This window comes from Kocuria sp. 2SI (assembly GCF_005502825.1).
GTDB classification, from domain to species: domain Bacteria; phylum Actinomycetota; class Actinomycetes; order Actinomycetales; family Micrococcaceae; genus Kocuria; species Kocuria palustris.
In genome coordinates, this window is the sequence record NZ_SCNB01000002.1 from 24753 (window position 1) to 49457 (window position 24705).

24 protein-coding genes are annotated in these 24705 nt (G+C 70.6%); 13 read left to right on the forward strand and 11 right to left on the reverse strand.

What is annotated here, in order from left to right:
- Window positions 1-32: 32 nt before the first annotated feature.
- The 5 genes from FFS25_RS01315 to FFS25_RS01335 all read left to right on the forward strand — a co-directional run bounded on the left by FFS25_RS01315 (window position 33) and on the right by FFS25_RS01335 (window position 2712).
- Window positions 33-278: a hypothetical protein gene (locus FFS25_RS01315; RefSeq protein ID WP_137801656.1), complete on the forward strand. Its 246-nt coding sequence runs from the start codon at window positions 33-35 to the stop codon at window positions 276-278.
- Window positions 271-672, forward strand: coding sequence for a TadE/TadG family type IV pilus assembly protein (locus FFS25_RS01320; RefSeq protein WP_271404626.1), 402 nt, complete (start codon window positions 271-273; stop codon window positions 670-672). Before FFS25_RS01315 ends, FFS25_RS01320 begins: the two co-directional genes overlap by 8 nt.
- Entirely contained in the window at window positions 653-1099 is a 447-nt protein-coding gene (locus FFS25_RS01325) for a hypothetical protein (RefSeq protein ID WP_061712749.1), read from the forward strand. Before FFS25_RS01320 ends, FFS25_RS01325 begins: the two co-directional genes overlap by 20 nt.
- A gap of 11 nt (window positions 1100-1110) precedes the next feature.
- Complete coding sequence (locus FFS25_RS01330; RefSeq protein WP_061712750.1) at window positions 1111-1566, forward strand: pilus assembly protein TadG-related protein; 456 nt, start codon at window positions 1111-1113, stop codon at window positions 1564-1566.
- A gap of 159 nt (window positions 1567-1725) precedes the next feature.
- Window positions 1726-2712: an Abi family protein gene (locus tag FFS25_RS01335; protein WP_137801657.1), complete on the forward strand. Its 987-nt coding sequence runs from the start codon at window positions 1726-1728 to the stop codon at window positions 2710-2712.
- A gap of 114 nt (window positions 2713-2826) precedes the next feature.
- Here FFS25_RS01335 and FFS25_RS01340 read toward each other — a convergent pair whose 3' ends face one another.
- On the reverse strand, window positions 2827-3600 hold the full coding sequence (locus FFS25_RS01340) for an enoyl-CoA hydratase (RefSeq protein ID WP_137801658.1): 774 nt from the start codon (window positions 3598-3600) through the stop codon (window positions 2827-2829).
- Window positions 3601-3769: 169 nt separating this feature from the next.
- On the opposite strand from FFS25_RS01340, the gene FFS25_RS01345 reads away from it, so the two are divergent.
- On the forward strand, window positions 3770-5446 hold the full coding sequence (locus FFS25_RS01345) for a long-chain-fatty-acid--CoA ligase (RefSeq protein ID WP_137801659.1): 1677 nt from the start codon (window positions 3770-3772) through the stop codon (window positions 5444-5446).
- A gap of 32 nt (window positions 5447-5478) precedes the next feature.
- Here the strand turns inward: FFS25_RS01345 and FFS25_RS01350 are convergent, their stop codons facing one another.
- A complete protein-coding gene (locus FFS25_RS01350) occupies window positions 5479-6201 on the reverse strand; it encodes a TetR/AcrR family transcriptional regulator (protein WP_171004054.1) in 723 nt (240 codons plus the stop codon).
- Between the two features lie 131 nt (window positions 6202-6332).
- On the opposite strand from FFS25_RS01350, the gene FFS25_RS01355 reads away from it, so the two are divergent.
- The 5 genes from FFS25_RS01355 (at window position 6333) to FFS25_RS01375 (ending at window position 13753) form a co-directional block, all read left to right on the forward strand.
- Window positions 6333-8009 (forward strand): long-chain-fatty-acid--CoA ligase, encoded by a 1677-nt coding sequence (locus FFS25_RS01355; RefSeq protein WP_137801661.1) that lies wholly within the window; start codon window positions 6333-6335, stop codon window positions 8007-8009.
- Between the two features lie 45 nt (window positions 8010-8054).
- Window positions 8055-9275 carry an acetyl-CoA C-acetyltransferase gene (locus FFS25_RS01360; protein ID WP_137801662.1) on the forward strand — a complete coding sequence of 407 codons (1221 nt, stop codon included), beginning with the start codon at window positions 8055-8057 and terminating at the stop codon, window positions 9273-9275.
- Window positions 9276-9346: 71 nt separating this feature from the next.
- Window positions 9347-11545 (forward strand): 3-hydroxyacyl-CoA dehydrogenase NAD-binding domain-containing protein, encoded by a 2199-nt coding sequence (locus FFS25_RS01365; protein ID WP_137801663.1) that lies wholly within the window; start codon window positions 9347-9349, stop codon window positions 11543-11545.
- Entirely contained in the window at window positions 11542-12513 is a 972-nt protein-coding gene (locus tag FFS25_RS01370; RefSeq protein ID WP_137801664.1) for a CoA transferase, read from the forward strand. The genes FFS25_RS01365 and FFS25_RS01370 overlap by 4 nt, the downstream gene beginning before the upstream one ends.
- A gap of 58 nt (window positions 12514-12571) precedes the next feature.
- On the forward strand, window positions 12572-13753 hold the full coding sequence (locus FFS25_RS01375; RefSeq protein WP_137801665.1) for an acyl-CoA dehydrogenase family protein: 1182 nt from the start codon (window positions 12572-12574) through the stop codon (window positions 13751-13753).
- Between the two features lie 16 nt (window positions 13754-13769).
- Here FFS25_RS01375 and FFS25_RS01380 read toward each other — a convergent pair whose 3' ends face one another.
- The 5 genes from FFS25_RS01380 to FFS25_RS01400 form a co-directional block, all read right to left on the reverse strand.
- Window positions 13770-14198 carry an LbetaH domain-containing protein gene (locus FFS25_RS01380; protein ID WP_137801666.1) on the reverse strand — a complete coding sequence of 143 codons (429 nt, stop codon included), beginning with the start codon at window positions 14196-14198 and terminating at the stop codon, window positions 13770-13772.
- 144 nt (window positions 14199-14342) lie between these two features.
- Window positions 14343-14639, reverse strand: coding sequence for an antibiotic biosynthesis monooxygenase family protein (locus tag FFS25_RS01385; RefSeq protein ID WP_137801667.1), 297 nt, complete (start codon window positions 14637-14639; stop codon window positions 14343-14345).
- A 117-nt stretch (window positions 14640-14756) separates the two neighbouring features.
- Entirely contained in the window at window positions 14757-15773 is a 1017-nt protein-coding gene (speB, locus tag FFS25_RS01390) for an agmatinase (RefSeq protein ID WP_137801668.1), read from the reverse strand.
- 33 nt (window positions 15774-15806) lie between these two features.
- A complete protein-coding gene (locus FFS25_RS01395) occupies window positions 15807-17495 on the reverse strand; it encodes a flavin monoamine oxidase family protein (protein WP_249933715.1) in 1689 nt (562 codons plus the stop codon).
- Window positions 17492-19051 (reverse strand): amino acid permease, encoded by a 1560-nt coding sequence (locus FFS25_RS01400; RefSeq protein ID WP_137801669.1) that lies wholly within the window; start codon window positions 19049-19051, stop codon window positions 17492-17494. Before FFS25_RS01400 ends, FFS25_RS01395 begins: the two co-directional genes overlap by 4 nt.
- Window positions 19052-19283: 232 nt before the next feature.
- On the opposite strand from FFS25_RS01400, the gene FFS25_RS01405 reads away from it, so the two are divergent.
- Window positions 19284-20855, forward strand: a complete 1572-nt coding sequence (locus tag FFS25_RS01405) for a PucR family transcriptional regulator (protein WP_171004055.1) — start codon at window positions 19284-19286, stop codon at window positions 20853-20855.
- A 46-nt stretch (window positions 20856-20901) separates the two neighbouring features.
- Here the strand turns inward: FFS25_RS01405 and FFS25_RS01410 are convergent, their stop codons facing one another.
- Entirely contained in the window at window positions 20902-21711 is an 810-nt protein-coding gene (locus tag FFS25_RS01410) for a nitrilase-related carbon-nitrogen hydrolase (protein ID WP_137801671.1), read from the reverse strand.
- Window positions 21712-21791: 80 nt separating this feature from the next.
- Window positions 21792-23123, reverse strand: coding sequence for a 4-aminobutyrate--2-oxoglutarate transaminase (gabT, locus tag FFS25_RS01415; protein WP_137801672.1), 1332 nt, complete (start codon window positions 23121-23123; stop codon window positions 21792-21794).
- A gap of 171 nt (window positions 23124-23294) precedes the next feature.
- On the opposite strand from gabT, the gene FFS25_RS01420 reads away from it, so the two are divergent.
- Window positions 23295-24269 carry a LysR family transcriptional regulator gene (locus FFS25_RS01420; RefSeq protein WP_249933729.1) on the forward strand — a complete coding sequence of 325 codons (975 nt, stop codon included), beginning with the start codon at window positions 23295-23297 and terminating at the stop codon, window positions 24267-24269.
- On the opposite strand, the gene FFS25_RS01425 is transcribed toward FFS25_RS01420, so the two are convergent.
- Both FFS25_RS01425 and FFS25_RS13910 read right to left on the reverse strand, forming a co-directional pair.
- The gene (locus FFS25_RS01425) at window positions 24227-24481 is read right to left on the reverse strand and encodes a hypothetical protein (protein WP_137801674.1); all 255 of its coding nucleotides are present in this window, start codon (window positions 24479-24481) and stop codon (window positions 24227-24229) included. The genes FFS25_RS01420 and FFS25_RS01425 overlap by 43 nt on opposite strands.
- A 67-nt stretch (window positions 24482-24548) precedes the next feature.
- A complete protein-coding gene (locus FFS25_RS13910; protein ID WP_259903436.1) occupies window positions 24549-24677 on the reverse strand; it encodes a hypothetical protein in 129 nt (42 codons plus the stop codon).
- Window positions 24678-24705 lie beyond the last annotated feature (28 nt).

Genomic DNA, 24705 nt, shown 5'->3' on the forward strand with positions numbered 1-24705 from the left:
ATCCGCGTCACCCTCTCCCGAAAGGCAGCACCATGAACCGCGAGCACTCCTCCCTTCCCGACGCCGTCACCGATGTCCCCGCTGCGGCCGTCTCTGCGCACAGACCAGTTGAGCCGGCGGCTCTCCGGCCGCTCGATGATCCCGACCGCGGGGACGTCCCCGGCTGGGTCATGCTGACTCTCATGTCGGCGGTGCTGGTGGCCGGACTCCTGCTGATCGCACAGCCTGCCCTGGAGGGCCTGTTCAATGACGCCATCTCCCGGGTGACCGGTGGCTGAGCCAGCGACTCGCGGCCCGCAGAGGGAGGGGGACGACGGCTCCGTGGTCGCCGAGTGGGCCATGGTCGCCGGGCTCAGCGCGATCCTCTTCGCTCTCACGCTGCAGCTCGTCTTCGCCCTGCACGTGCGCAACGTGCTGATCGATGCGGCCTCGCACGGGGCGCGCTACGGCACGCTGGCAGACCGCGGTCCCGCCGATGCGCAGGAGCGCACGCGCGAGCTGATCACCGGCTCGGTGGGCGCGCGATTCGCCGGCGATGTCACCGCGGTGCCCGCCGAGGTGCAGGGGGCTCCCACGCTCGAGGTCCGAGTGGTCGCGCCGCTGCCGATCGTCGGCCCCTTCGGGCCACCCGGGGCGATCGAGGTGAGCGGCCATGCCGTCGACTGGTCCTGAGGCTGCAAGCTCCGGGCACGAGGACGACGAGGGCTCAGCCGTCGTCGAGTTCCTGCTCGTGGGCGTCGTCCTGCTGGTCCCGATCCTGATCTTCGTGGGCGTGCTGGCCCAGGCACAGGCCGCGGCCTTCGCCGCCGTGGCGGCTGCCCAGCAGGGCTCGCAGGTACTGGCCTCCCAGCCTGCCGGTGAAGTCTCGACGGGGCAGGTCCAGTCCGCCGCGGCGCTTCCGGCTGCGGATCAGGGCTTCGACGACGGCGAGATCGAGGTCTCGGTGACCTGCTCCGACGGGACGTGCGAGGAGGCCGGTGCCACGGCCACGGTCACTGCCGTGGCCACCGTGCGACTGCCCCGGATTCCGTTCGTGGGCATGGCCGAGATCGTCCAGATGGAGCACTCCTCGACAGTCGTGGTCGGGCGGTACTCATGAGGCCAGAGGAGATGCAGCCGGATCACCCAGGGGAGGAGGACGACGGACAGATCTCGATCCTGGTGATCGGGATGATGCTCATCCTGCTGATGGCGGTGATCGTGGTGATGGCGGTGACCTCCGTGCAGCTGGCCGAGCGGAAGCTGCAGGCGCACGCCGACCACGCCGCGCTCGCGGCCGCCGACACCTTCACCGAGCTGCAGGGCACCGAGGGAGCGGGATCGGCCCCCACCGCGGTGCTCGATGACGCCTCCGTCTCCGGTGCAGCGACGTCCTACCTGGTGACGGTCGATGCCGAGCACGATCTGGACAGTCTGGCGGTCGGATCGGGAACGGGCTCCGCCGACGGCCGCACCGCCCGGGTGCATCTGACCGCGGTGGCTCGCCCGCCGGTGGTCGCGTGGTTCATCCCGGCAGGCATTCCCGTCGAAGCCAGCGGGGAGGCCAGGGCGGAGTTCAGCCGGTGAATGGGGGAACACGCAGGTGTGGAGCCGGACGAACGCCAGCAGGACAGCAAAGCGTGACGCCAGAGCACGACTGCTTCGCAGGACGGTGCTAAAATGCCACCATCATGATCAGCCCGTTGCCGAAAGGCGCGGGCTGATTTTCTTCCTGGGAGAGGGCCCATGGTCGCTCATGACAAGCCATGGCTGTCGGTCGAGGACCAGATCAGTCGCCTCAGGTCGAATGGTCTGGTGATCGACGACGACGCCCGTGCGGCTCAGGTCCTCTCGTCCATCGGCTACTACAGACTCACTGGGTATCTGTACCCGTTCCGAGTCTCGGAGCCGTTCGACGACGAGACCGGCAGGCGTCGGATCCGAGTCCTCAGCGACTATCGACCCGGTACGCACCTGACCCACGCCGAAGAGATCATCGTCTTCGACCGTCACCTGAGGATGCTCGCCCTCGATGGGCTGGAACGGGTGGAGGTCGCCTTTCGTATGCGTACGGGATATGTCCTCGGACGGAGGTCTCCTTTCGCTCATGAGGATCCGACCAACTTCACATCGTCATTCACCAGTGAGCTGGCAGAAGACGGGAGTCGCTCGACGAGCAAGCATGAGCAATGGGTCACGCGGGTCAGGGAGCGCCAGCAGAAGTCTGATGAGCAATTCGTTCAGCACTTCCACGATGCCTACGACGGTCGCATGCCGATCTGGGCCCTGACAGAGATCATGGAGCTCGGCCACCTGTCGACCTTGTACCGGGGTCTCAATCAGGCCGATGCGGAAGAGATCGCGCATGCTTTCGGAGTGCCGACGAAGAAGCTGATGACGAGCTGGCTGGGCAGCCTCAACTACGTGCGGAACGTGTCGGCTCACCACGCCCGGCTGTTCAACCGCGAGCTGCAGAACGCTCCGGGCCGCCCTGGGATCGGGCAGATCCCCGTGCTGGACCACCTCCGCGAATCGGAGGATGCCAATCGTGTCTTCGGGACGTACAGCGTCTTGGCGGTCATCGCCTATCTGCTCTCTGTCATCGATCCCTACTCCGACTGGGCAGAAAGGCTGGCTGACCTGCTGCAGAGCTTTCCGGCTTCTGACTGTCTGAGCGTCGAATCGCTCGGCGCCCCTCAGGCGTGGGAATCGCTGGACCTCTGGCGATCCTGATCGCATTCGACCTCGGCAGATCCATCGCTCAGAGTTGTTCGTGCACGTCGCATTGGGGTACCGCCCCGGACTCAACAGCTGACGCACGCCCCCGTGATCCTGAGCGTGTCGGCGTCACTCGAACTGCGCGAAGTCCGGCCGTCGCTTCTCCTGGAAGGCCGCCAGCGCTTCCGCTGACTCGGGGCTGCGCAGGCGGTCGGCGAAGACCTCGATCTCGCGCTGCATGTGCTCCAGCAGCGCGGGGACATCGCGCATCAGGGCCTTGGTCTCGGCCAGCGACGTGGAGGGGCGCGCGAGCAGCTCTGCGGCCAGGCGGCGGGCCTCGTCGTCGAGCTGATTGGTGCCGACCACGGAGGTGGCGATCCCCGTGGACAGGGCCTCCTGGGCGCCCATCGGCTGCCCCAGGGCGAACATCGCGAAGGCTCGGGCGTGGCCGATGCGCTGCGGCAGCAGCAGGGTCGAGCACGCCTCCGGCACCAGCGCCAGATCGACGAACGGGACGGTCAGCGAGGCGTCGTCGGCCAGCACCACCAGGTCGCAGTGCAGCAGCATGGTGGTCCCCACTCCCACCGCGCGGCCCTGGACCGCGGCGATCACGGGGGCGCCGCAGGAGATCAGCGCTCGCAGGAACCGGGTGACCGGCCACTGCTCGGCCGGGCGGTCGTCGCCGGCGAGATCCGCGAAGTCCGCCAGGTCGTTGCCGGCGGTGAACAGCCCGCCCTCGGCGCGCAGGACGACCACGCGGACGTCGGGATCCGCATCGGCGCGCTCGAGAGCCTCGGCCAGCCCGGTGTACATCTCGTGGGTCAGCGCATTGCGCTTGTCCGCCCGATCGAGCGTCACGGTGAGGACGCGGTCCTGAAGGCTGACGCTGATGCTCTGGGCCATGTGAGTGTCCTCCCGCCGGATGGTGCACGACGACGCCGCGCAGTGATGCGCGCCACTATGCCATGGGTCGTCGGGGCGGGGTCCAGGCCGTGCCTGTGCCGTCGGCGAGCTGTGATCTACTGAGCGGAGCATCAGGACATGATCTGGATCACAGAGGAAGTGGGAGACCATGCCATCGCAGGGCGGGCACATCATGGGAACGCCGTCGACCATGGGCGACGACGAGCAGCTGACCACCACGCGCCTGCTGCGCGATGCCGCGCGCAGCTTCGGCGACCAGGAGATCCTGTACCGCACGGACGACGGCGCCTGGCAGCGCACCGACTATGCCGCCACCTGGGACCGCGTCCTGCGCATGGGATCGGCGCTGAGCGGTCTGGGCGTGGGCCCCGGATCCAAGGTGGGCCTGCTGCTGTGGAACGGGCTGCACCACTTCGAGTCCTACTACTCCGTGCCGCTGACCGGGGCCACCATGGTCCAGCTCAACCTGCGCCTGGCCCCGGCGGATCTGGCCTACGTGATCGAGCACAGCGGCGTGTCCGTGATCGTGATCGATCACTCTCTGCTGGATCTGGCCCGCACGCTGCGCCGCCATGTCTCCGAGGACATCCGCTGGATCGTCGCCTCCCACGACGAGCTGGAGGAGGGGTGGGAGGAGATCGCCGACGGCGACACGTACGAGCAGCTCGTGGCGGGATCCGAGCCGCTCGCGGACATCCCGGACATGTCCGAGCGCAGCGCCTCGGGCGCCTGCTACACGACCGGCACCACAGGTCGGCCCAAGGGCGTCTACTACTCGCACCGCTCCGTGTGGCTGCACGCCGCGGCCATGGCCTGCAACGCCGGGATCACCCTGGATGACGGCGTCATGATGCTCACGCCCATGTTCCACGTCCAGTGCTGGGGCCTGCCGTACGCGGCGACCATGGTCGGGGCGCGAGTGGTGCTGCCCGGGCGCTTCGATCTCAATGACGTCGACGGGCTGATCGACTCGATCGTCGAGTGCGACGTCACGTTCTCGCCGGCGGCCCCGGCCATCCTCATGCCCATGCTGCGCGCCCTGAAGCGCCGCGAGGACCCGCCGCGCTTGGATCGACTGCGCTTCATCAGCGGCGGCAGCGAGCCCCCGGTGTCCATGGTCCGGTCCTTCCACGAGCTCACGGGCGCGCAGGTCATGCACCTGTACGGCGCCTCCGAGACCTCTCCGCTCGTGACGATCAACCGCATGAAGCCGGCCGTGGCCGCCAAGGTCTCCCAGGAGGAGGCCTGGCAGATGCGCAAGTACCAGGGGCTGGTGCCTGCAGGCGTGGAGGTCCGTCTCGTGGATCCGGCGGGGGAGCCACTGCCCTGGGATGGCGAGACCGTGGGCGAGTTCCGCTACCGCGGCCCCTGGATCACCCGCTCCTACGCGGACAACCCGGAGGCCACGGAGAACGGCTTCGACGAGGACGGCTTCTGGCGCAGCGGCGACATGGGGTACCTGACCGAGCACGGCTATCTGAAGATCACCGACCGGCTCAAGGATGTCATCAAGTCCGGGGGCGAGTGGATCTCCTCGATCGACATGGAGAACGCGCTGGTCGCCCTGGACGGAGTGGTCGAGGCGACCGTGATCGGGGTGCCGCATCCCAAGTGGGAGGAGCGACCGCTGGCGCTCGTGGTGCGCTCGGAGGGCTCGGCGGTCACGGACGAGTCGGTGCGCGAGCACCTGTCCTCGAGCTTCGCCTCCTGGCAGCTGCCGGATGAGATCCGCTTCGTGGACGAGATCGCACGGACCTCGGTGGGCAAGATCAACAAGAAGAAGCTGCGGGCCGAGTTCGAGGACGCCTACACCGAGCAGTCCTGAGGGGCGCTCGACCGGGCGGGGCTGCGCGGGCCTCAGCCCTGCGCGGTGGGCTCCTCGGAGGGCATCGCGATCCTGACCTGCGGTGCCGGGGCATCGTGCGCGGCGTGATCGGCCGCCGGCTCCAACCGCTGCCAGAGCCGGTCGGTGAGCGGCTGGACCACCATGGAGCCGATCTGGCGCAGCAGCGTGGACAGCACCGAGGTCCGAAGATCCCGGCTGCTGGCGCCTGCACGGCGCAGGCGCCGGGCCTCGCTCAGGGTGAAGTCGACCAGCCGCTCGGCCAGACCGTCCTCCGCGGGTGCGGCCTCGCGTGCGGAGTGGGTGCGCGCGGAAGGCCTGTGCTCGTCGTCGTGGGCTGCGGGCTCGGACCCCGTGGGGTCGTTCCAGACCGGGGCGATCAGGCACCAGCGCAGGTAGCCGGCGATCTCTGGGTGCTCGCGCAGCATGCGCGCGAAGGCCTCGTCGCGCGCCGCCCCCACGGCTGCTGCCGTGTCCGAGGGTGCAGCCTGCGCGGTGGCCGTCTCCAGCGTCTGAGCGATGACCGAGAGCACGAGGTCGTCCACGGCGCGGGTGAGTCCCGCCTTGGAGCCGAAGTGATGGCGGATCAGTCCGGGGGCTGCCCCTGCATCGGCGGCGATCTCCCGCACGCCGGTTCCGGTCGGCCCCTGCCGTGCGTAGAGCCTCAGCGCACTGGCGCGCAGTCGCTGAGCCGTGGCCGGCAGCTCCGAAACCCCGCCGATCGTCGTCGCATCCATTCCCGTGCTCCCTCCGACTAGGCGCGCCGCCCCGCGCGGCCATCGTCCTGAGCCGGAGTATTGCACGACTGTGCAATCTCGTGCTTGACTGCGGGCACCAACCATGTGAGTCAGACCACAGGAGTCCCACCATGGCCGCAGAGCCGCCGCTGGTTCACGGAGCACCGTCCACCATGGGCGATCACGAGCAGCTGACCACCACCCGGATGCTGCGCAACGCGGCCCGCAGTTTCGGGGATCAGCAGATCTCCTACCGGGACGACTCCGGGCAGTGGCAGTCCACGGACTACGCCGCCACCTGGGACCGGGTCCTGCGCATGGGCTCGGCGCTGGAGGGTCTGGGCATCGGCCCGGACTCCCGCGTGGGCGTGCTGCTGTGGAACAGCCTGGAGCACTACGAGTCGTACTTCTCGATCCCGCTTGTGGGCGCCACCATGATCCAGTTGAACATGCGCCTGGCGCCGGCGGATCTGGCGTACGTGATCGGGCACAGCGGGGCCGCGACCCTGATCGTCGATCACACCCTGCTGCGCCTGGCCCAGGGGCTCAAGGAGCACATCCCGCAGGTCACCCAGTGGATCGTCGTGGGCCCGGACTCCTCCCTGGAGCAGTTCGACGGCTTCCCGGGAGTCTCCTCCTACGAGCAGCTGATCGCCGGCTACCAGCCGCTGGCGCAGATCCCGAACATGGCCGAGACCACGGCGTCTGCGGCCTGCTACACCACGGGCACCACGGGTCGGCCCAAGGGCGTCTTCCTGTCCCACCGCTCGGTGTGGCTGCACGCCATGGCCGTGAGCACGAACAGCGGTCTGACGGGCGCGGACAAGGTCATGATGCTCACGCCCATGTTCCACGTGCAGTGCTGGGGCCTGCCCTTCGCGGCCACTGCCGTGGGCGCGCAGATGGTGCTGCCGGGGCGCTTCACGCTCGATGACATGAACATGCTCACCGAGGCCATCCTGGAGCAGGACGTCACGCTGGCCCCGGCGGCGCCGGCGATCCTCATGCCCATGCTGCGCAGCCTCAAGCGCATGGACACGCCCCCGCGCCTGGACGACCTGCGCTTCCTGTGCGGGGCCAGCGAGCCGCCGGTGTCCATGATGCGGGCCTTCCATGAGCTCACCGGCGCCGAGGTGATCCACGCCTACGGAGCCACTGAGACCTCGCCCGTGGTGTCCTTGAACTGGATGAAGCCGTCTGTGGCCTCGAAGGTCTCCGAGGAGGAGGCCTGGGAGATGCGCAAGTACCAGGGCCTCGTGGTCGCCGGCGTGGACGTGAAGATCGTGGACCCCGCAGGCGAGGAGGTCCCGAACGACGGCAGCACGGCCGGCGAGGTGCGCCTGCGCGGCCCCTGGATCGTCGCCTCCTACGCCGATAATCCCGAGGCCACGGAGGCCGGCTTCGACGAGGAGGGCTACTGGCGCAGCGGCGACGTCGGCTACCTCAACGAGCACGGCTACCTGAAGATCACCGACCGGCTCAAGGACGTCATCAAGTCCGGCGGCGAGTGGATCTCCTCGATCGACATGGAGAACCGCCTGATGGCTCTGGACGGCGTCGTCGAGGCCACGGTGATCGGCGTCCCTCACCCGAAGTGGCAGGAGCGTCCCCTGGCGCTGGTGGTGACCTCCGAGGGCTCCGACGTCACCGACGCCTCGGTGCGCGAGCACCTGGCCGGCGCCTTCGCCGAGTGGCAGCTGCCGGACGAGATCCGCTTCATCGACGAGATCGCCCGCACCTCCGTCGGCAAGATCAACAAGAAGAAGCTGCGCGACGAGTACTCCGACGCCTACCAGCCTGAGTCCTGACGGACCACGCAGCCCGATCTCCCGAACCTCCAGGAAGGCCCCTCCATGACGGCACCTGCCGAAGCACTCATCTTCGACGCCATCCGCACCCCGCGCGGGCTGGGCAAGCCCCGCGGCAGCCTGCACGAGGTCAAGCCCGTCGACCTGCTCAGCGGTCTGCTCGACTCCCTGCGCGAGCGCCACCCGGACATGGACCCGGCGGGCATCGAGGACATCGTCCTGGGCTGCGTGACCCCGGTGGGGGACCAGGGCGCCGACATCGCCCGCACCGCAGCCATCAAGGCCGGCATGCCGGAGAACGTGGCCGGCGTGCAGCTCAATCGCTTCTGCGGCTCGGGCCTGGAGGCCGTGAACCAGGTGGCCGCCCGGGTGCGCTCGGGCTGGGAGTCGCTGCTGATCGGCGGCGGCGTAGAGTCCATGTCCCGGGTGCCCATGGCCTCCGACGGCGGCGCGTGGGCCATGGACCCGGCGACCGCGATCGCCACGGATTTCATCCCCCAGGGCATCTCCGCCGACCTGATCGCAACCCGCGAGGGCTTCACCCGCCGCGAGCTCGACGAGTTCGCCGTCCAGAGCCACCAGCGCGCGGCTCGGGCTTGGGAGGACGGCCGCTTCGCCAGGTCGGTGATCCCGGTGAAGGACCAGAACGGACTGCAGGTCCTAGACCGGGACGAGACCATCCGACCGGAGGCCACCGTCGAATCGCTGGCCGAGCTCAACCCGGCCTTCGCCAAGGTGGGGGAGGCCGGCGGCTTCGACTTCATCGCGGCCAACCGCTACCCCGAGATCGAGCGGGTCGAGCACCTGCACCACGCAGGCAGCTCGTCGGGGATCGTCGACGGCGCGGCCCTGGTGCTCGTGGGCAGCCAGGAGGCCGGGCAGCGCCACGGGCTGCGGCCCCGGGCGCGGATCGTCTCGACCGCCGTCGTGGGCTCGGAGCCCACGATCATGCTCACCGGGCCCACTCCGGCCTGCCGCAAGGCCCTGGACGTCGCCGGGCTCAGCGCCTCGGACATCGATCTGGTCGAGATCAACGAGGCCTTCGCCGCGATCCCGCTGAAGCTGCTGCGCGACATGCGCTGGTCCCAGGAGCAGACCAACGTCAACGGCGGCGCGATCGCCATGGGCCACCCGCTGGGGGCCACCGGCGCCATGATCCTGGGCACGCTGGTGGACGAGCTCGAGCGCCGGGACCTGGAGCACGGGATCGCGACCCTGTGCATCGGCGGCGGCATGGGCATCGCCACCGTCGTCCAGCGGATCTGACACCGCCTTCTGCACCCCGCACACAGCAGCCAGCCCCGGTTCGCATGAGCCATCCGAAGGGACCCCCACCGATGACGCAGCACGACAGCGACGCCACGACCACCGAGCCGACCATGATCTCCTGGCAGCGCGACGACGACCTGGTCATCCTCACCATGGATGACCCCGGCGCCCCCGTGAACACCATGAACGACGCCTACCAGGACGCCCTGGAGAAGGCGCTCGAGCGGCTCGAGGCCGAGCGCGACTCGATCCGCGGCGTGGTGCTGACCAGCGCCAAGAAGGACTTCTTCGCCGGAGGCGACCTCAAGGCGCTGCGGGCGGCCGGGCCGGGCGACGAGGAGGAGATCTTCGCCCTCACCCAGTCGATCAAGGGGCAGCTGCGCCGCCTGGAGACCCTGGGCATCCCGGTCGTGGCTGCGCTCAACGGCTCAGCGCTCGGCGGCGGGCTGGAGATCGCGCTGGCCTGCCACCACCGGATCTGCGTCGGCGGCTCCGGGGTCAAGCTCGGCCTGCCGGAAGTGAGCCTGGGCCTGCTGCCCGGCGCCGGCGGCATCTCGCGCCTGACCCGCATGCTCGGGATCCAGGCCGCTCTGATGGGCTGGATCCTGCCCGGGGCCCAGAAGTCCCCGGCACAGGCCCTCGAGACAGGAGTCGTCGATGAGGTCGTCGACTCGCCGGAGGAGCTGCTGCCCGCGGCGAAGGCCTGGCTGCGCGGGCACGCCCAGGGCGAGGACGCCGCGGTCAAGGCCTGGGACGTCAAGGGCTTCCGCATCCCGGGCGGCGGCCCCTCGCAGCCGTCGTTCGCCCAGAACCTGCCCGCCTTCCCCGCCAACCTGCGCAAGCAGCTGAAGGGAGCGGACCTGCCCGCTCCGCTGGCGGCGCTGAGCACCGCGATCGAGGGTGCGCAGGTCGACTTCGACACCGCCTGCCGGATCGAGTCGCGGTACTTCACACAGCTGGTCACCGGCCGGGTCTCGACGGCCATGATCCAGGCCTTCCACTTCGACCTGCAGGCCGCCCGAGCGGGCCGGTTCCTGGGCGAGCGGACCACGCAGCCGCAGAAGGTCTCCTCGGTGGCCGTTCTGGGTGCCGGGATGATGGGCGCGGGCATCGCCTACGAGTGCGCCCGCGCAGGGATGACCGTGCACCTCAAGGACGTCTCCGTGGACAAGGCGGAGAAGGGCCGTCAGCACAGCGAGTCGCTGCTGGCCAAGGCCGTGCAGCGCGGGCGGATGACGCAGGAGGAGGCCGATGAGGTCCTGGGCCGCATCCTGCCGACCGATCAGGCGTCGGATCTGGCGGGCGTCGAGGCCGTGATCGAGGCGGTCTTCGAGGACCCCGATCTGAAGGCATCCGTGTTCGCCGAGGTGGAGGCTGTCGTCGGGCCGGACACGCTGATGTGCTCGAACACCTCCACCCTGCCGATCACTTCGCTGCAGTCCCCTCGTGAGCGGCCGGCGGATTTCATCGGCCTGCACTTCTTCTCGCCGGTCGAGAAGATGAAGCTGGTCGAGATCATCAGCGGCGAGCAGACCTCCCAGCGGACGCTCGAGCGGGCCTATGACCTCTCGCAGCAGATCCGCAAGATCGCGATCAGCGTGGGCGACGGCCGGGGCTTCTACACCTCGCGCGTGTTCGGCACCCTGCTGCTCGAAGCCGTGGCCATGCTCGACGAGGGCGCGGATCCGCAGGTCATCGAGCGCCGCGCCTCGCAGGCCGGGTTCCCGGGCACGCCGCTGGCGATGTTCGATGAGATCTCCATGAACCTCATGCGCCACATCCGCGATACCGAGATCCAGGCCGCCCATGCCGAGGGCCGCGAGCGCCCGGTGGCTCCCGGTGAGGCGCTCGTGGACCGCATGGTCGAGGAGTTCGAGCGGCCCGGACGCGCTGCCGGGGCGGGCTTCTACGACTACCCGGACGACGGCGGCAAGCACCTGTGGCCGGGGCTGAGGGAGCACTTCGCACGCGGCACCGAGCTTCCGGCCGAGGACATGAAGGACCGGCTGCTGTTCCGCATGGCCCTGGAGACCGCGGCCTGCTTCGAGGAGGGCGTGCTCACCGACACGGCCTCGGCGAACATCGGCGGGATCTTCGGCATCGGCTTCCCTCCGGCCACCGGCGGCCCGGCCACCTTCATGACGAACTACGAGGGCGGCCTGGCCGGCTTCATCGCCCGGGCGGAGGAGCTGGCAGCGGCCTACGGCCCGCGCTTCGCGCCCTCGGACTGGCTGCGGGCCCGAGCGGACGAGGGGAGCCTGGCATGACCGAGCGCCCCGAGCCCGGCCCCGCCCAGCCCGCCGCGCGCGGAGGGGCGGTGCCGTCCGGGGCGCTCGAGGGCCTCGTGGTGGTGTCGATCGCCCAGAACCTCCCGGGACCGGTGGCCGCGGCGCGCCTGCAGGGCCTGGGCGCGCGGGTCGTGACGATCCAGCCGCCGTCCGGAGATCCTCTGCGCCACCAGCTGCCCGAGCTGTTCGAGCACCTCCACCGGGGCCAGGAGGTCCTGAGCCTGGACCTCAAGTCGGACGAGGGCCGAGACCGCCTCGAGTGCCTGCTGGAGGGCGCGGACCTGCTGCTGAGCTCCTCGCGGGCCGGGGCGCTGCGACGGCTGGGCCTGGACTTCGCCTCGGTGCATCCCCGGCACCCGGGGCTGTGCCAGGTCGACCTGGTGGGCTTCCCCGGCGACCACGCCGATCGTCCCGGGCACGATCTGAGCTTCCAGGCCGGGGCGGGGCTGCTCGACCCGGACCGTCTGCCCCGCACGCTGAGCGCGGACATGCACGGCGCCGAGCAGGCCGTGAGCGCAGCCCTGACCCTGCTGCTGTCCCGCGAGCGCCACGGAACCCGCGGGCCCGACGGCCGCTGGGCCAGCGGCGGCGGCCATGAGCAGATGGCGCTGAGCGAGGCCGCCCAGGATCTGGCACTGCCGGTGCGCTGGGGGATGACCGGCCCGGAGTCGCCGCTCGGGGGAGCGAGCCCGTACTACCGCATCTACCCGGCCGCCCAGGGCCACGTGGCGCTGGCGGCCCTGGAGCCGCACTTCGTGCAGGCGCTGGTCGGCCTGGGCCTCGACCCGCAGGGCGACGTCCCGGAGCAGCTCACCTGGATCCTGGCCGAGCGCACCGCACAGGAGTGGGAGGACTGGGCGGCCCGAGTCGGGGCCCCGCTCACCGCTCTGGCTGAACCCGTGCGTCCGGACCCGAGCCCGGACCGCCCCGAATCCGGAGCCCCCTGACCCAGACCCCGGGCCCGCAGCAGCGACGTCCCCATCGCGTCGCAGAAGGAGTGCCATCATGAGCGCAGAGCACATCGACATCGCAGATCTGCCGGAGGCGGACCTGCTGCATCACCGCAGCGCGCTGCCGCAGGACCAACAGCGCAGGCTGCGCGAGCTGCGGGAGTTCCTGGACGCGGAGATCCGCCCGCATACGGCCGAGCACTGGTCGCGCGACGAGTTCGCCCCCGAGCTGGCCGCCAAGTGCGGCGAGTTCGGGCTGGGCGATCTGCGCTCGCCGGACACCGACTCGGTCTTCCGCGGCTTCGTGGCAGCCGAGCTGGCGCGGGCGGACATCTCCATCAGCGTCTACCTGGCGCTGCACAGCGACCTCGTGATGGCCACCCTCGACGAGCTGGGCTCCGAGGAGCAGAAGCAGCAGTGGCTGCCGCCCATGCGCCGCATGGAGTTCACCGGCTGCTTCGCCCTGACCGAGCCCGACCACGGCTCAGACGTGGCAGGCGGGCTGGCCACCACGGCGCGCCGCGACGGCGATCACTGGGTGCTCAACGGCACCAAGCGCTGGATCGGCAACGGGACGATCGCCCGCATCGCGATCGTGTGGGCCCGCGACGAGGCCGACGGCCAGGTCAAGGGCTTCATCGTGGAGACGGACACCCCCGGGTTCACGGCCACCAAGATCGAGCACAAGATCGCGGTGAAGATCGTGCAGAACGCGGACATCACCCTCGAGGACGTCCGCATCCCGGCCTCGAACCACCTGCCGGGCACCAGCTCCTTCCGCGACACCAACGTGATCCTGGAGCAGTCCCGTGCGGGGCTGGCCTGGCAGTCCGTGGGTGCGCAGATGGCGATCTTCGACGTCGCCCGCCGGTACGCCCTGGCGCGCCGGCAGTTCGGCCGCCCTCTGGCCGGCTTCCAGCTCACGCAGGATCACCTGGTGCGCATCGCGGCCAACACGACCGCCTCGGTCGGGATCGCCCACCGGATGAGTCAGCTGCGCGCCCAGGGCACGGCCACCATGGGCCAGGCGGCTATGGCCAAGCTGAAGACCTCCCAGATGGCGCGCGAGTCCGCTGCGCTGGGCCGCCAGCTCATGGGCGGCAACGGCATCCTGGTCGATCGGGAGATGGGGAAGATCTTCAGCGATGTGGAGGCGATCTTCACCTACGAGGGCACCGCGGAGGTCAACACCCTGATCGTCGGACGCGCGCTGACCGGGGTCTCCGCGTTCGTGTGAGTCGGCACATGCCCGCTCAGCCGTCGGTGCGCTGCCCCACGCAGCGCGCCGGATTCCCCGCCCAGATCTCGTCCTCGCCGGTGGAGCCCAGCACGACGGCGTTCGCGCCCACGATCGTCCCTCGGCCGATGCGGGTGATCCCGGCTCCGCCGAGCACCTTGCACCCGGGGAACAGCACGACGTCGTCGCCGATCTCCAGGTGCTCGAACGGCGAGTCGGCGCGGGGGAGGTGCGCATCCTTCCGCCCGATGGTGACCTGCTGATAGATCCGCACGCGATCGCCGATCGTGACCTCCGGATAGATCACGGTTCCGAAGCCGTAGTGCACCAGCTGCAGTCCGTCCCCGATGCGCACCTCGGCGGGCACGGAGAGGTTCAGCGGCAGGGCGGCCAGCCGTGCCAGGCGCCAGTTCCTGCGTGCGACGAGCTTCTCGGCGATGCCCATGGAGTTCCTCCCGATCCGGTGCTGCGAGCCGCACCCGAGTCTTCCGCGCCGTTGGTGAGCAGGGAAGAGGGACAGATGCGGACAGACGACGACGGACCCGCTCGAGAAGCGGGCCCGTCGCGGCGGCTGCTCCGGTGCGGGGCTTCAGCCCTCGAGGTCGACGACCTCGAACTCCAGCAGCTCGGCCTGCGAGCTCACCGGCTGGCGGCCGGTGGACTCGTGCGAGGGCTGGCGCTGGGAGCGCCACGCCTCGAAGGAGGCCTCATCGCGCCAGCGGGTCACCACGAAGTAGCGGGATTCACCGCCGGTGGGGCGCAGCAGCTCGAAGCCCTCGAACCCGTCCGCGCCGTCCACCGAGTGCTTCCGGGCGGCGAAGCGCTTCTCGAGCTCGGGCCCGGCGCCCTCCGGGACGCTGAGGACATTGATCTTCACGACAGACATCGCACACCACTTCCGTTGGGCTCTGCTCTGGCGGCTGCTCCAGCCGCTGCTTCCGAGCGTAGGACGGGCCCGCCCGGAGGCGGGCCCGGTTCCCGGGACTTGCGCCCGGGGGAGGGCTCAGCCGCCGTAGACAGTGCCCGACTCCCCGTAGGCCGGCCCGCCCTTCTCGGCACCGGCGCCGAGTGCGAGCAGGGACATGAACTCGTAGACCACGTGCGCGGCGGCCAGGCCGGTGAGCTCGGCGTGATCGTAGGGAGGGGAGACCTCCACGACGTCCGCGCCCACCAGGTTCGTCCCGCGCAGCCCGCGCAGGATCTCGAGCAGCTCGCGCGAGGTCATGCCGCCGGGCTCGGGGGTTCCGGTGCCCGGGGCGTGCGCCGGGTCCAGGACGTCGATGTCCAGGGAGATGTACAGCGGGCGATCGCCCACGCGCTTGCGCAGCAGCTCGACCACGGCATCGGGGCCCATGCGCATGACGTCGTTGCTGGTCACGATCCCGAAGCCGAAGCGGGCGTCGTCGTCGAGGTCCTGCGTGCCGTAGAGCGGGCCGCGGGTGCCCACGTGGCACAGCGCGTCCGTGTCCAGCAGACCCTCCTCGAAGGCCCGGCGGAACGGCGTGCCGTGCGTGTACTCGGCGCCGAAGTACGTGTCCCAGGTGTCCAGGTGGGCATCGAAGTGCAGCAGGGCGATGGGCCCGTGCTTGGCGGCGTGGGCGCGCAGCAGCGGCAGGGCCAGGGTGTGGTCGCCGCCGATCGTGATGATCGAGGTGTCCTGGGCCAGGAAGGAGGCCGCGGCCTCCTGGGCGGCGCGCAGTCCGTCCTCGATGTCGAAGGCGTTGACGGCCACGTCGCCGGCATCGGCCACCTGCTTGGCGGCGAAGGGCGAGACCGACTGGGCGGGGTTGAACGGGCGCAGCAGGCGCGAGGACTCGCGCACGTGCGTGGCTCCGAAGCGAGCGCCGGGCCGGTAGGAGACGCCGGTGTCGAAGGGCATGCCGACCACGGCCACGTCGGCGTGGTCGACGTCCTCGATCCGGGGCAGGCGGGCGAAGGTGCCCAGTCCTGCGTAGCGCGGGGTGAGGGCGGCGTTGACGGGGCCGACGTGCCCGTTCTCGTTGACGCGGGGGTGATCCATGACGGGTCCTTCCGGTGGTGGGTGCGGGGCGGTTCAGTCCAGGGAGATGGGGCCGTACTCGTCGAGCAGCTCGCCCGGGCCCGGGTTCTCGGCGGCGCTGGAGCCGCCCAGATGGCGCACGACGCCCCAGGCCGCGTTCAGCGCGGTCTGCACGGCGCCCTCGGCCCAGCCAGCGGTCCAGGAGATGTCGTCGCCGGCCAGGAAGATGCCGCGCTGGTGCTCGGGCAGGTCGTCCTGCTGGAAGTGGGTGAACAGGCGCTGCTGGTAGCGGTAGTGTCCCGGCAGGTTGGCCTTGAAGGCGCCCATGAAGTTCGGGTCGGACTCCCACGAGACGGTGATCGGCTGGCCCACGATGTGGCTGGCGATGTCGACGTCCGGGTAGATCTGCTTCAGCGAGTGCAGCATCAGCTCCACGCGCTGGTCCGCATCCAGCGACAGCCACTTCATGGCGTCGTCGTTCCAGGTGTAGGACAGCAGGATCACGGCGGGCTTGTCGTCGCCGTCATCGAGCAGGTAGGTCGCGCGGTTGAGGCGGTCCGTCAGCGTCATGGACAGGGTGTCGCGGCCGGTCTCCGGATCGACGTCCTTCCAGAAGGGCCGGTCCACCATCACGAAGGTCTTGGAGGACTGCATGTAGTGCGAGCGCTCCAGGGCCGTCCACAGGGGCGCGGGGAACAGCGACTCCTGGGTGTCGATCCGGGTCGAGAGCAGCCAGGACTGGCAGGCGGTCACGACGGCGGCGTAGCGGCGGGTGCGGCCCCAGCGCTCGGTGATCTCGAGCTCGCCGGTGGTCTCGTCGCGACGGATCGCGCTCACGGCGCCGGCGGGGGCGCCGCCGTGCAGCGACTGCAGGCTGGTGCCGGCGGGCCAGTGCTCGAGCTGATCGGGGACATGGCGCCACAGCCGCTCCGGCAGCTGCTGGGCCCCGCCCAGGATGCGGCGGTGGCCGTCGTCGGCATCGGTGTAGACCACGCGCAGGATCTCGAGGATCGAGTTCGGGAAGTCGGTGTCCCAGCCGCCGGTGCCGAAGCCGACCTGGCCGAAGGCCTCGCGGTGGGCGAAGCCGGCCTCGCGGAAGGCCTGGGACTCGGCGATGAAGCCGTAGAAGGTCTGCTCGTCCATGCGCGGCAGCAGCCGGTTCCAGATCTCCTTGATCCGGGCGGTGTCGCGGTCGCGGATGGCGTCCTTCATCTGCTCGGCCTCGGCGTCGTCGTCGATCGCCGACTGCCAGGCGCGGGCCACCTCGTTGAAGAACTCGGGCAGCTCATCGGGTGTGCGGGCGTAGTGCGACTGACCGCCCAGCTCGATCACCGTGGAGGGGGTGACGTCCGAGAGCGGGTTCGGGAAGGCCTCGGTCTCCAGTCCCACCAGGTCGATGTAGTGGTAGAGGGCGCGTCCGGAGACCGGGAAGCGCATGCCGCCCAGATCGGCGACGACCTCGGGAGCGGCGTCGAAGCTCGCGGTCTTCAGGCGACCGCCGATCTGGCCGGCCTCGTAGACCACCGGGCGCAGGCCGAGCTTCATCAGCTCGTAGGCCGTGATGAGCCCGGAGAGCCCCGCGCCGATCACGGCGACCTCGGTGCCGTGCACGGACTCGGGCACCTGGCCCAGGCCCGCGGGGTGCTGCAGGTAGTGGTCGTAGCTGAACGGGAAGTCGGGGTTCAGCATGGTCAGCGGGCGGTTCTGGCCGCCGTCCATGGGGTGCTCGGTGGCAGTGGTCATCGTGATTCGCCTTCCTGGTCGCGGCGCCTCGGCGCGCCGATGGGGGAGGGGCCGTCAGCGGCCGCGTAGTCGATGGGGCCGGTGGCGGGGTACGGCTCGGCCATGAGGACGCCGTACTCCTCGGCGGAGAGCTTCCCGATCAGGGAGTGACGACGGCTGTAGGCCAGGTAGATGATCAGGCCCACGATCATCCAGAGCAGGAACACCAGCCAGGTCACGCCGCCGAGCTGGGTCATCAGCGCCGCGCAGATCAGCGCGCCGAGGATCGGGGTGACGGGGAACAGCGGCAGGCGGAAGCTGTCGCGGCTCATGGGCTCGCGGCGGCGCAGCAGGATCACGGCGATGTTGACCAGCATGAAGGCGAACAGCGTGCCGATGCTCGTGGCGTTGGCGAGCTCGCCCAGCGGGATCAGACCGGCGGTGACCGTGATGATGGCTCCGACGATCACCGTGTTGGCCACCGGGGTGGCGGTGCGCGGGGAGACCTTCTGGAAGATCGCCGGGACCATGCCGTCGCGGGACATGGACATCAGGATGCGGGTCTGGCCGTAGAGCACCGTGAGCACGACCGAGACGATCGCGACCACAGAGGACACGGCGAAGATCAGACCGGGAACACGGGATCCGGTGATCGAGTCGAGGATGTGCACGAGCGGGGCCTCGGAGCCCTCGAACCAGTCCCAGGGGCGGGCGCCGATCGCGGTGACCGCGACCAGGACGTAGAGGGCCGTGATGACGACCATGGAGATCACGATGGATCGGGGGAGGTCCCGCTTGGGGTTCTTGGCCTCCTCGCCTGCAGTCGAGGCGGCGTCGAAGCCGATGTAGGAGAAGAACACGACGGCAGCCGCGCCGGTCACACCGCTGACGCCCATGGGCAGCAGGGGCTCGAAGTTCCCGGAGTCGAAGGCCGTGAAGGCCACGATGATGAAGAAGACCAGGATCGCGATCTTGATGAGCACCATCACGACGTTGGTCAGCGAGGACTCGCGGGCTCCGCGCACCAGCAGGATCGTGGCGAAGATGACGACCAGGACGGCCGGCAGGTTGATCAGCCCGCCCTCCGACGGCGCGGCCGTGAGGAACTCCGGAAGGCTCAGGCCGAAGACCGACAGGGTCTCGTTGACGTACTGGCTCGCGCCCACGGCCACGGCGGCCACGGAGACGCCGTACTCGAGCACCAGGCACCAGCCGCAGACCCAGGCCATGCCCTCGCCCATGGTGGCGAAGGAGTAGGAGTAGCTCGACCCGGAGACGGGGACACGCCCGGCGAGCTCGGCATAGGACAGGGCCGAGAGCAGGGCTGCGAAGCCCGCGATCACGAACGAGATCCACACGGCGGGACCGGCCATGGGCACGGACTCGCCGAGGATCACGAGGATGCCGGTTCCAAGGGTCGCGCCGATGCTGATCATGGTCAGCTGGACCACGCCGAAGCTGCGGCTGAGCTCGTTGCCCTCCTCATCAGCGCCGCTCTCGCGGCGGAACATGGGCAGGGGCTTGCGCCTGGAAAGCTGGGCTCCGAGCGACAGTCGCTCGACGGGTGCATCGGCCATGGGGTTCCCTTCTCCGGCGGATCAGATGCCACTCTAGGGACGTGATCCGCATCTCATCGTGGGATGATATGCCCTGAGATTCATCAACGAGGTGGGAAACGCACCATATCGGCTGCAGCAGCGGATGCGGCCCCCCGGGGCATGCCCCGGCGCGGCGGCGGCATCGGCGCAGATCAGGGGCACGTCCCTGCTGCGAGCAGTGGCCCTGCCGCACCCGAACCAGGAGGAGAGCATGGACCCATCGCTCGAGACACCGCTCGTGACCGTGACCCTGGACCGGCTGCTGCAGGCGCTTCCCGGTTCGGTGCGCGTGCTGCACCCGGGCCGCGGGGACAGCGCGGTGCGGTGGGTCGGTCCGAGCGAGCTCGATGATCCGGTGCCGTTCCTGGTGCCCGGGGAGGTCGTGCTCACCTCCGGGATGCCGTTCCGCAGCGCCGACGGGCACGCCGAGGCCGCCGAGGCCGAGCGCTACGTGGCCTCCCTGGTGCAGGCCGAGGTCCGCGCACTGGGCGTGGGGCTGGCCCCGCATCACGAACGCACCCCGGAGGCGGTGACCGAGGCCTGCCGGCGCCACGGACTGGGGCTGTTCGAGATCCCTCCTGAGGTCTCGTTCGCCGCGATCGGGCTGGCCTTCGCCCAGCTCATGGAGACCGCCCGCGCCCGGGTGCTGCGCGATCTGCACGACGGCACCCGGCGCCTGCTCGGTGCCGCGATGGGATCGAGCCCCGTCCAGGATGTGATGATGGTGCTCACGCGCGGCAGCGTGGAGTGGGCCGTGCTGCTGGGCGCTGACGGGCAGGTCCGCGCCGGCGCCAGTCCGGCCTCCGCGGAGCAGCTCGAGCAGCTGGTCGAGCGGGTGCTCAGCGGGTCGGGGTCGCGCCTGGAGATCGCCAGGTTCCCGGAGCTCGAGGCGCCGGTCGTGGAGGCGCACCCGCTGCGCCCCCGCGGCGACGACGCCGTGGCGGTCCTGGTGGCTGGCTCCCGCCGCCCGCTGGAGCCCTCGGCCGCCGGCACCGTCCGCGCGGCGGTGACTGTGCTGGAGGTCCTGCAGCATCGCCGCGACGGCAGGAGGGAGGCCGTCGGGGAGCTGGCGGCTCGGTTGCTGCTGCGGGGCAGCGCGGCCTCACCGGCCACGGAGGCGCTGATCAGCCGCAGCGCGGGGTCCTCGGAGCGCAGGCGGCTGCGGGTCGTCATGGGCGTGCCCAGGGATCCGGGCGGGACATCGGCCGGTGCTCGCTTCTGGGGCCATCTGCTCGACACGGATCTGGTGATCCCGGAGGACTGGGGATTCACGGCGATCACGCGCCGCGATCCGAGCGCCCAGGCGGTCTCCGAGGCCCGGCGCCGCGGATGGCTCCTGGCCATCGGCGATCCGGTCTCGGCCGACGCCCTGCGGACGGCGGCCGTGGAGGTGACAGCGGTGCGTGATCAGCTGCGCAGCAGCGACCGCAGCCTGCGTCAGGGGGAGCAGCCGCCGAGCGTGGCCTCGCTGCTGGGCCCGCAGGCGGGCGCCGCACTGGCCCGTGGAGTGCTCGGGCCCCTGCTCGAGCCCACCGCGGAGGCGGCCGAGCAGCGCCGCGTGCTCACCGCATGGCTGGCCTGCGGCGGCTCCTGGGAGGCGGCGGCCCGCGAGCTGGACCTGCATCGCAACACGGTGCGTCGCCAGATCGAGACTCTGCAGCGGGAGCTCGGGACGGATCTGGGCGACATGGGCGTGCGCGCCGACCTGTGGGTCGCGCTGCGCTTCGCCGCGGAGGCTCAGGAGGCCCGGACGGACGACGACGGGGACCGAGCGAGCCGCTGAAGGCTCGGTCGGTCCCCGTCGTGCGCCGCCTGCTGTGCGTCGCTGCTCAGCCGCGCTCCCAGCGGGAGTAGAGATCGGGGCGGCGCTGGTCCAGGTAGGGGATCTCGGCGCGGGCCCGGCGCACCTCCTCGAAGTCCAGGTCCGCGATGATCAGCTCCGGCTCCTGGCCCGCTCGGGCAAGGTCTCTGCCGTGCGGTCCCACGATCACGCTGCGTCCGTCGTAGCGGGTCCCGTCCTCCACGCCGGCGTGATTGGAGTAGGCCACGATCGCGTGGTTCTCGAGAGCGCGCGCCCGCAGCAGCACCTCCGAGACCTCCGGGAAGCCCTCGGACATCGCCGTCGGAGCCAGGACCACCTCCGCCCCCGCCGCCGCGGCGGCCCGCACGATCTCGGGGAACTCCACATCGAAGCAGATCACGATCGAGACGGGCACGCCCAGCAGGTCGACGACGGCTGGAGCCTGCTCGGAAGGGGAGAAGGCGGCCGCCTCGTCCCCGCCGAAGAGATGGACCTTGCCGTAGTCGAGCAGCCGGCTGCCGTCGGCGTCGAAGAGCGCGGCGCGGATCTGCCATGGGCCGTCCGGGCCCGAGCCCGGCTCCTGGGCGGGGAAGCTGACGACCGCGGCGATCCCGATCTCCCGGCAGGCCTGCGCCACGCGCTCCAGGACGCCGGCGATCGCCTGCGGATCGGCTGCGGCGCGCACTGCGAGCGGGGCGTAGCCGGTCAGGAACAGCTCCGGGGTCACGAGCACGTCGGCCCCGCGGTCGGCGGCCGCTCGCATGCCGTCCACCACCGTGGCCAGATTGGCCTCGAGATCGTTGACGACCGCGAGCTCCTGCAGAACTGCCAGCCTCATGGGCTCCTCCTCATCCGTGCGGGGCCGCCGACGCGGGGCCGGTCGCGCCCGGGCAGTCCCGTGCTCGACAGGCCCGCGGCTCAGGCCTGGGCCGCGAAGGCCTCCTCGAGGACGTCCAGGGCCTCGCCCAGCAGATCATCGCTGATCACCAGGGGCGGGAGGAAGCGCAGCACGTTGCCGTAGGTGCCCGCCGTCAGCGTGATGACGCCTGCGGCGTGGCAGGCGGCGTTGACGGCCTTGGTCAGATCGGCATCCGGGGTGGTGGTGCCGGGCTTCACGATCTCCACGGCCATCATGGCGCCGCGGCCGCGGATCTCGCCGATGGCTTCGTGCTTCTCGGCCAGCTGCCCCAGGCGCTCGCGGAAGATCGCCTCGATCTCGCGGGCGCGGCCCGGGAGGTCCTCCTGCTCCATGGTCTCGATCGAGCCCAGGGCGGCGGCGCAGGCCACGGGGTTGCCGCCGTAGGTGCCGCCCAGCCCGGAGGCGTGCACCGCGTCCATGATCTCGGCGCGGCCGGTCACCGCGGACAGCGGCAGTCCGCCGGCGATGCCCTTGGCGGTCGTGATCAGATCCGGGACCACGCCCTCGTGATCGCAGGCGAACCAGTCGCCGGTGCGGCAGAAGCCGGTCTGGACCTCGTCGGCGATGAAGACGATGCCGTTGTCGCGGCACCACTGGGCGATCTTCGCCAGCCAGCCCGACGGCGGGACGATGAAGCCGCCCTCGCCCTGGATCGGCTCGATGATCACGGCGGCCACGTTCTGGGCGCCGACCTGCGCGGAGACGGCCGAGGTGAAGGCCTCGAAGGCGTCGTCGGCGATCGAGGCGGCATCGCCGGTCCAGCGGTACGGGTAGGCCATCGGCATGCGGTAGACGTCCGAGGCGAACGGGCCGAAGCCGTGCTTGTACGGCATGTTCTTGGCCGTCAGCGCCATCGTGAGGTTCGTGCGGCCGTGGTAGGCGTGGTCGAACGCGATCACGGCGGTGCGCCCGGTGTGGTGGCGGGCGATCTTGATCGCGTTCTCGACGGCCTCAGCGCCCGAGTTGAACAGCGCGGTGCGCTTCTCGTGATCGCCGGGGGTCAGCTCGTTGAGCTTCTCGGCGACCTGCGTGTACTCCTCGTACGGGGTGACCATGAAGCAGGTGTGCGTGAAGTCCTCGAGCTGGGCCTGGGCGCGGTCGATCACGCGCTGGGCGGAGGCGCCCACCGAGGTCACGGCGATGCCCGAGCCCATGTCGATCAGCTGGTTGCCGTCGACGTCGACGACGATCCCGCCGCCGGCCTTCTCCACGTAGACCGGCAGCCCCACGCCCACGCCGGAGGAGACGGCCTGCTTGGTGCGCTGGTGCAGCTCCTGGCTGCGGGGGCCGGGGATGGCGGTGCGCAGCTCGCGCTTCTGCGGGACGGACATGACGGCTCCCTGGTGCTCGTATCGATGCGATGCTCGCCGCGGGCTGCGCCGGCTGCGAGCCGGTGCGGGCACCGCGACGACGGTGATGGCCACCACTGTCGTCTGCGCCTGCCTATGCTGTCCAATATCGGTTCTCGATGATCGCCATGCCGATCAGGAATAGGGGTGGGAATGGACCTGCGCGCGCTGCGCAGCCTGGTCGCCGTGGCCGAGGAGGGCACCGTCACGGCCGGGGCAGCCCGGCTCGGCCTGGGTCAGCCGGCTGTCAGCCGCCAGCTGCTCCAGCTCGAGCGGCAGCTGCGCGTGCGCCTGTTCGACCGGGAGGGTGCTCGGATGCGCCTGAGCGCGGCCGGCCAGCAGCTGCTGCCCGAGGCGCGGGAGCTGCTGCGCGGCGCGGCCGCCTTCGAGGCAACGGCCGCCGACGCCGCCGCCGGATCCCTGCAGCGCGTGCGGATCGCATCGGCCGGCACCACGCGCGATGACGTCGTGGCCCCCTGGCTTGCCGAGTGGTCGCCCGAGGCCCCGCTGGCCTCGGTCCTGGAGGCGCCCGTGGACTCCCTCTATCCGGCGCTGCGCCGCGGCGCGGACCTGGCGGTGGCTCCGATCGCCCCCACCGCCGGCCTCGAGTCCACCGAGGTCGCGCAGCTGGGGCTGTGGGCCTATGCGGCCCCCGGGCACCCGCTGGCCGGGACGGGGGCGATCACGGTGCGCGAGCTCGCCGACACCGACCTGCTGCTGCTCGAGCGGTCGTTCCACGCCCGTCGCAGCCTGGACGCCGCCTTCGAGGCCGCCGGGCTGGGCGTGGAGCCGGCGGTCGAGGTCGGCTCGCCCGTGATCGCCCAGGCGCTGGCCGCCTCGGGCCGTGGTCTGACGGTGCTCAGCGACGATCCGCGCTTCGAGCTCGTGCCGCTGGCGATCCTCGCCGACGACGGCAGCCCCCTCACCCTCCGACTGCACGCGGCCTGGGACCCCGACCACCATGCCGCCGGCGCTCTGGCCGAGCTCGCCCGCGACCTCCGCCGGTTCGTGCGCGGACGCTACCCGCAGCCCGGCGCCAGGCAGCCCGGCGCCAGGCAGCCCGCCGGGCCCGGGACGGACGGTGCTCAGCGCTCCGGCAGCCGCGAGGACTCCGCTCGGAGCGGGTAGCGCTTCCACTGCCCGTCGCGCCAGTACTTCAGCTGCTTGAGCTGGCGCAGGCCGGCGTCGGGGCACGTGTTGATCCGGATCTGATCCGTGACCAGCCGGTCCAGGGTGGACAGGGCGATGTCGCGGTCCCGCCAGTCCTCGCCGCGGCGCGGATCGATGACCTCGAGCACCTCGTCGATGCGGTCCACGATGTAGGTCGGGACGATGTCCACGCGCGCCCACTGGATCTTCTCGCGGGTGACCTGCGACCAGATGTCCCAGGTGTCCTGGCCGGACTCGTTAGGCGTCGATCTTCCGGCGCAGCTCGATCATGTCGTCGACCACCTCGCCCTTGCGGCCCAGGTGCCTGCCATCGCGGTCCAGCAGGTTCTCGAGGGTCTTGAACGGGTTCAGCGACAGGGACGGCACGGATGCTCCTCGGGTCGACGGACCGACG

Excerpts from the sequence above, each read along its gene's own strand:
- FFS25_RS01330 (WP_061712750.1), top strand. The coding sequence starts at position 1,111 with ATGCAGCCGGATCACCCAGGGGAGGAGGACGACGGACAGATCTCGATC.
- FFS25_RS01400 (WP_137801669.1), bottom strand. The coding sequence starts at position 19,051 with ATGGCCGATGCACCCGTCGAGCGACTGTCGCTCGGAGCCCAGCTTTCC.
- FFS25_RS01370 (WP_137801664.1), top strand. The coding sequence starts at position 11,542 with ATGACCGAGCGCCCCGAGCCCGGCCCCGCCCAGCCCGCCGCGCGCGGA.
- FFS25_RS01345 (WP_137801659.1), top strand. The coding sequence starts at position 3,770 with ATGCCATCGCAGGGCGGGCACATCATGGGAACGCCGTCGACCATGGGC.
- FFS25_RS01350 (WP_171004054.1), bottom strand. The coding sequence starts at position 6,201 with ATGGATGCGACGACGATCGGCGGGGTTTCGGAGCTGCCGGCCACGGCT.
- FFS25_RS01385 (WP_137801667.1), bottom strand. The coding sequence starts at position 14,639 with ATGTCTGTCGTGAAGATCAATGTCCTCAGCGTCCCGGAGGGCGCCGGG.
- FFS25_RS01375 (WP_137801665.1), top strand. The coding sequence starts at position 12,572 with ATGAGCGCAGAGCACATCGACATCGCAGATCTGCCGGAGGCGGACCTG.
- FFS25_RS01365 (WP_137801663.1), top strand. The coding sequence starts at position 9,347 with ATGACGCAGCACGACAGCGACGCCACGACCACCGAGCCGACCATGATC.
- FFS25_RS01380 (WP_137801666.1), bottom strand. The coding sequence starts at position 14,198 with ATGGGCATCGCCGAGAAGCTCGTCGCACGCAGGAACTGGCGCCTGGCA.
- gabT (WP_137801672.1), bottom strand. The coding sequence starts at position 23,123 with ATGTCCGTCCCGCAGAAGCGCGAGCTGCGCACCGCCATCCCCGGCCCC.
- FFS25_RS01410 (WP_137801671.1), bottom strand. The coding sequence starts at position 21,711 with ATGAGGCTGGCAGTTCTGCAGGAGCTCGCGGTCGTCAACGATCTCGAG.
- FFS25_RS01325 (WP_061712749.1), top strand. The coding sequence starts at position 653 with ATGCCGTCGACTGGTCCTGAGGCTGCAAGCTCCGGGCACGAGGACGAC.
- FFS25_RS01315 (WP_137801656.1), top strand. The coding sequence starts at position 33 with ATGAACCGCGAGCACTCCTCCCTTCCCGACGCCGTCACCGATGTCCCC.
- FFS25_RS01420 (WP_249933729.1), top strand. The coding sequence starts at position 23,295 with ATGGACCTGCGCGCGCTGCGCAGCCTGGTCGCCGTGGCCGAGGAGGGC.
- FFS25_RS01335 (WP_137801657.1), top strand. The coding sequence starts at position 1,726 with ATGGTCGCTCATGACAAGCCATGGCTGTCGGTCGAGGACCAGATCAGT.
- speB (WP_137801668.1), bottom strand. The coding sequence starts at position 15,773 with ATGGATCACCCCCGCGTCAACGAGAACGGGCACGTCGGCCCCGTCAAC.
- FFS25_RS01340 (WP_137801658.1), bottom strand. The coding sequence starts at position 3,600 with ATGGCCCAGAGCATCAGCGTCAGCCTTCAGGACCGCGTCCTCACCGTG.
- FFS25_RS01360 (WP_137801662.1), top strand. The coding sequence starts at position 8,055 with ATGACGGCACCTGCCGAAGCACTCATCTTCGACGCCATCCGCACCCCG.
- FFS25_RS01405 (WP_171004055.1), top strand. The coding sequence starts at position 19,284 with ATGGACCCATCGCTCGAGACACCGCTCGTGACCGTGACCCTGGACCGG.
- FFS25_RS01395 (WP_249933715.1), bottom strand. The coding sequence starts at position 17,495 with ATGACCACTGCCACCGAGCACCCCATGGACGGCGGCCAGAACCGCCCG.
- FFS25_RS01355 (WP_137801661.1), top strand. The coding sequence starts at position 6,333 with ATGGCCGCAGAGCCGCCGCTGGTTCACGGAGCACCGTCCACCATGGGC.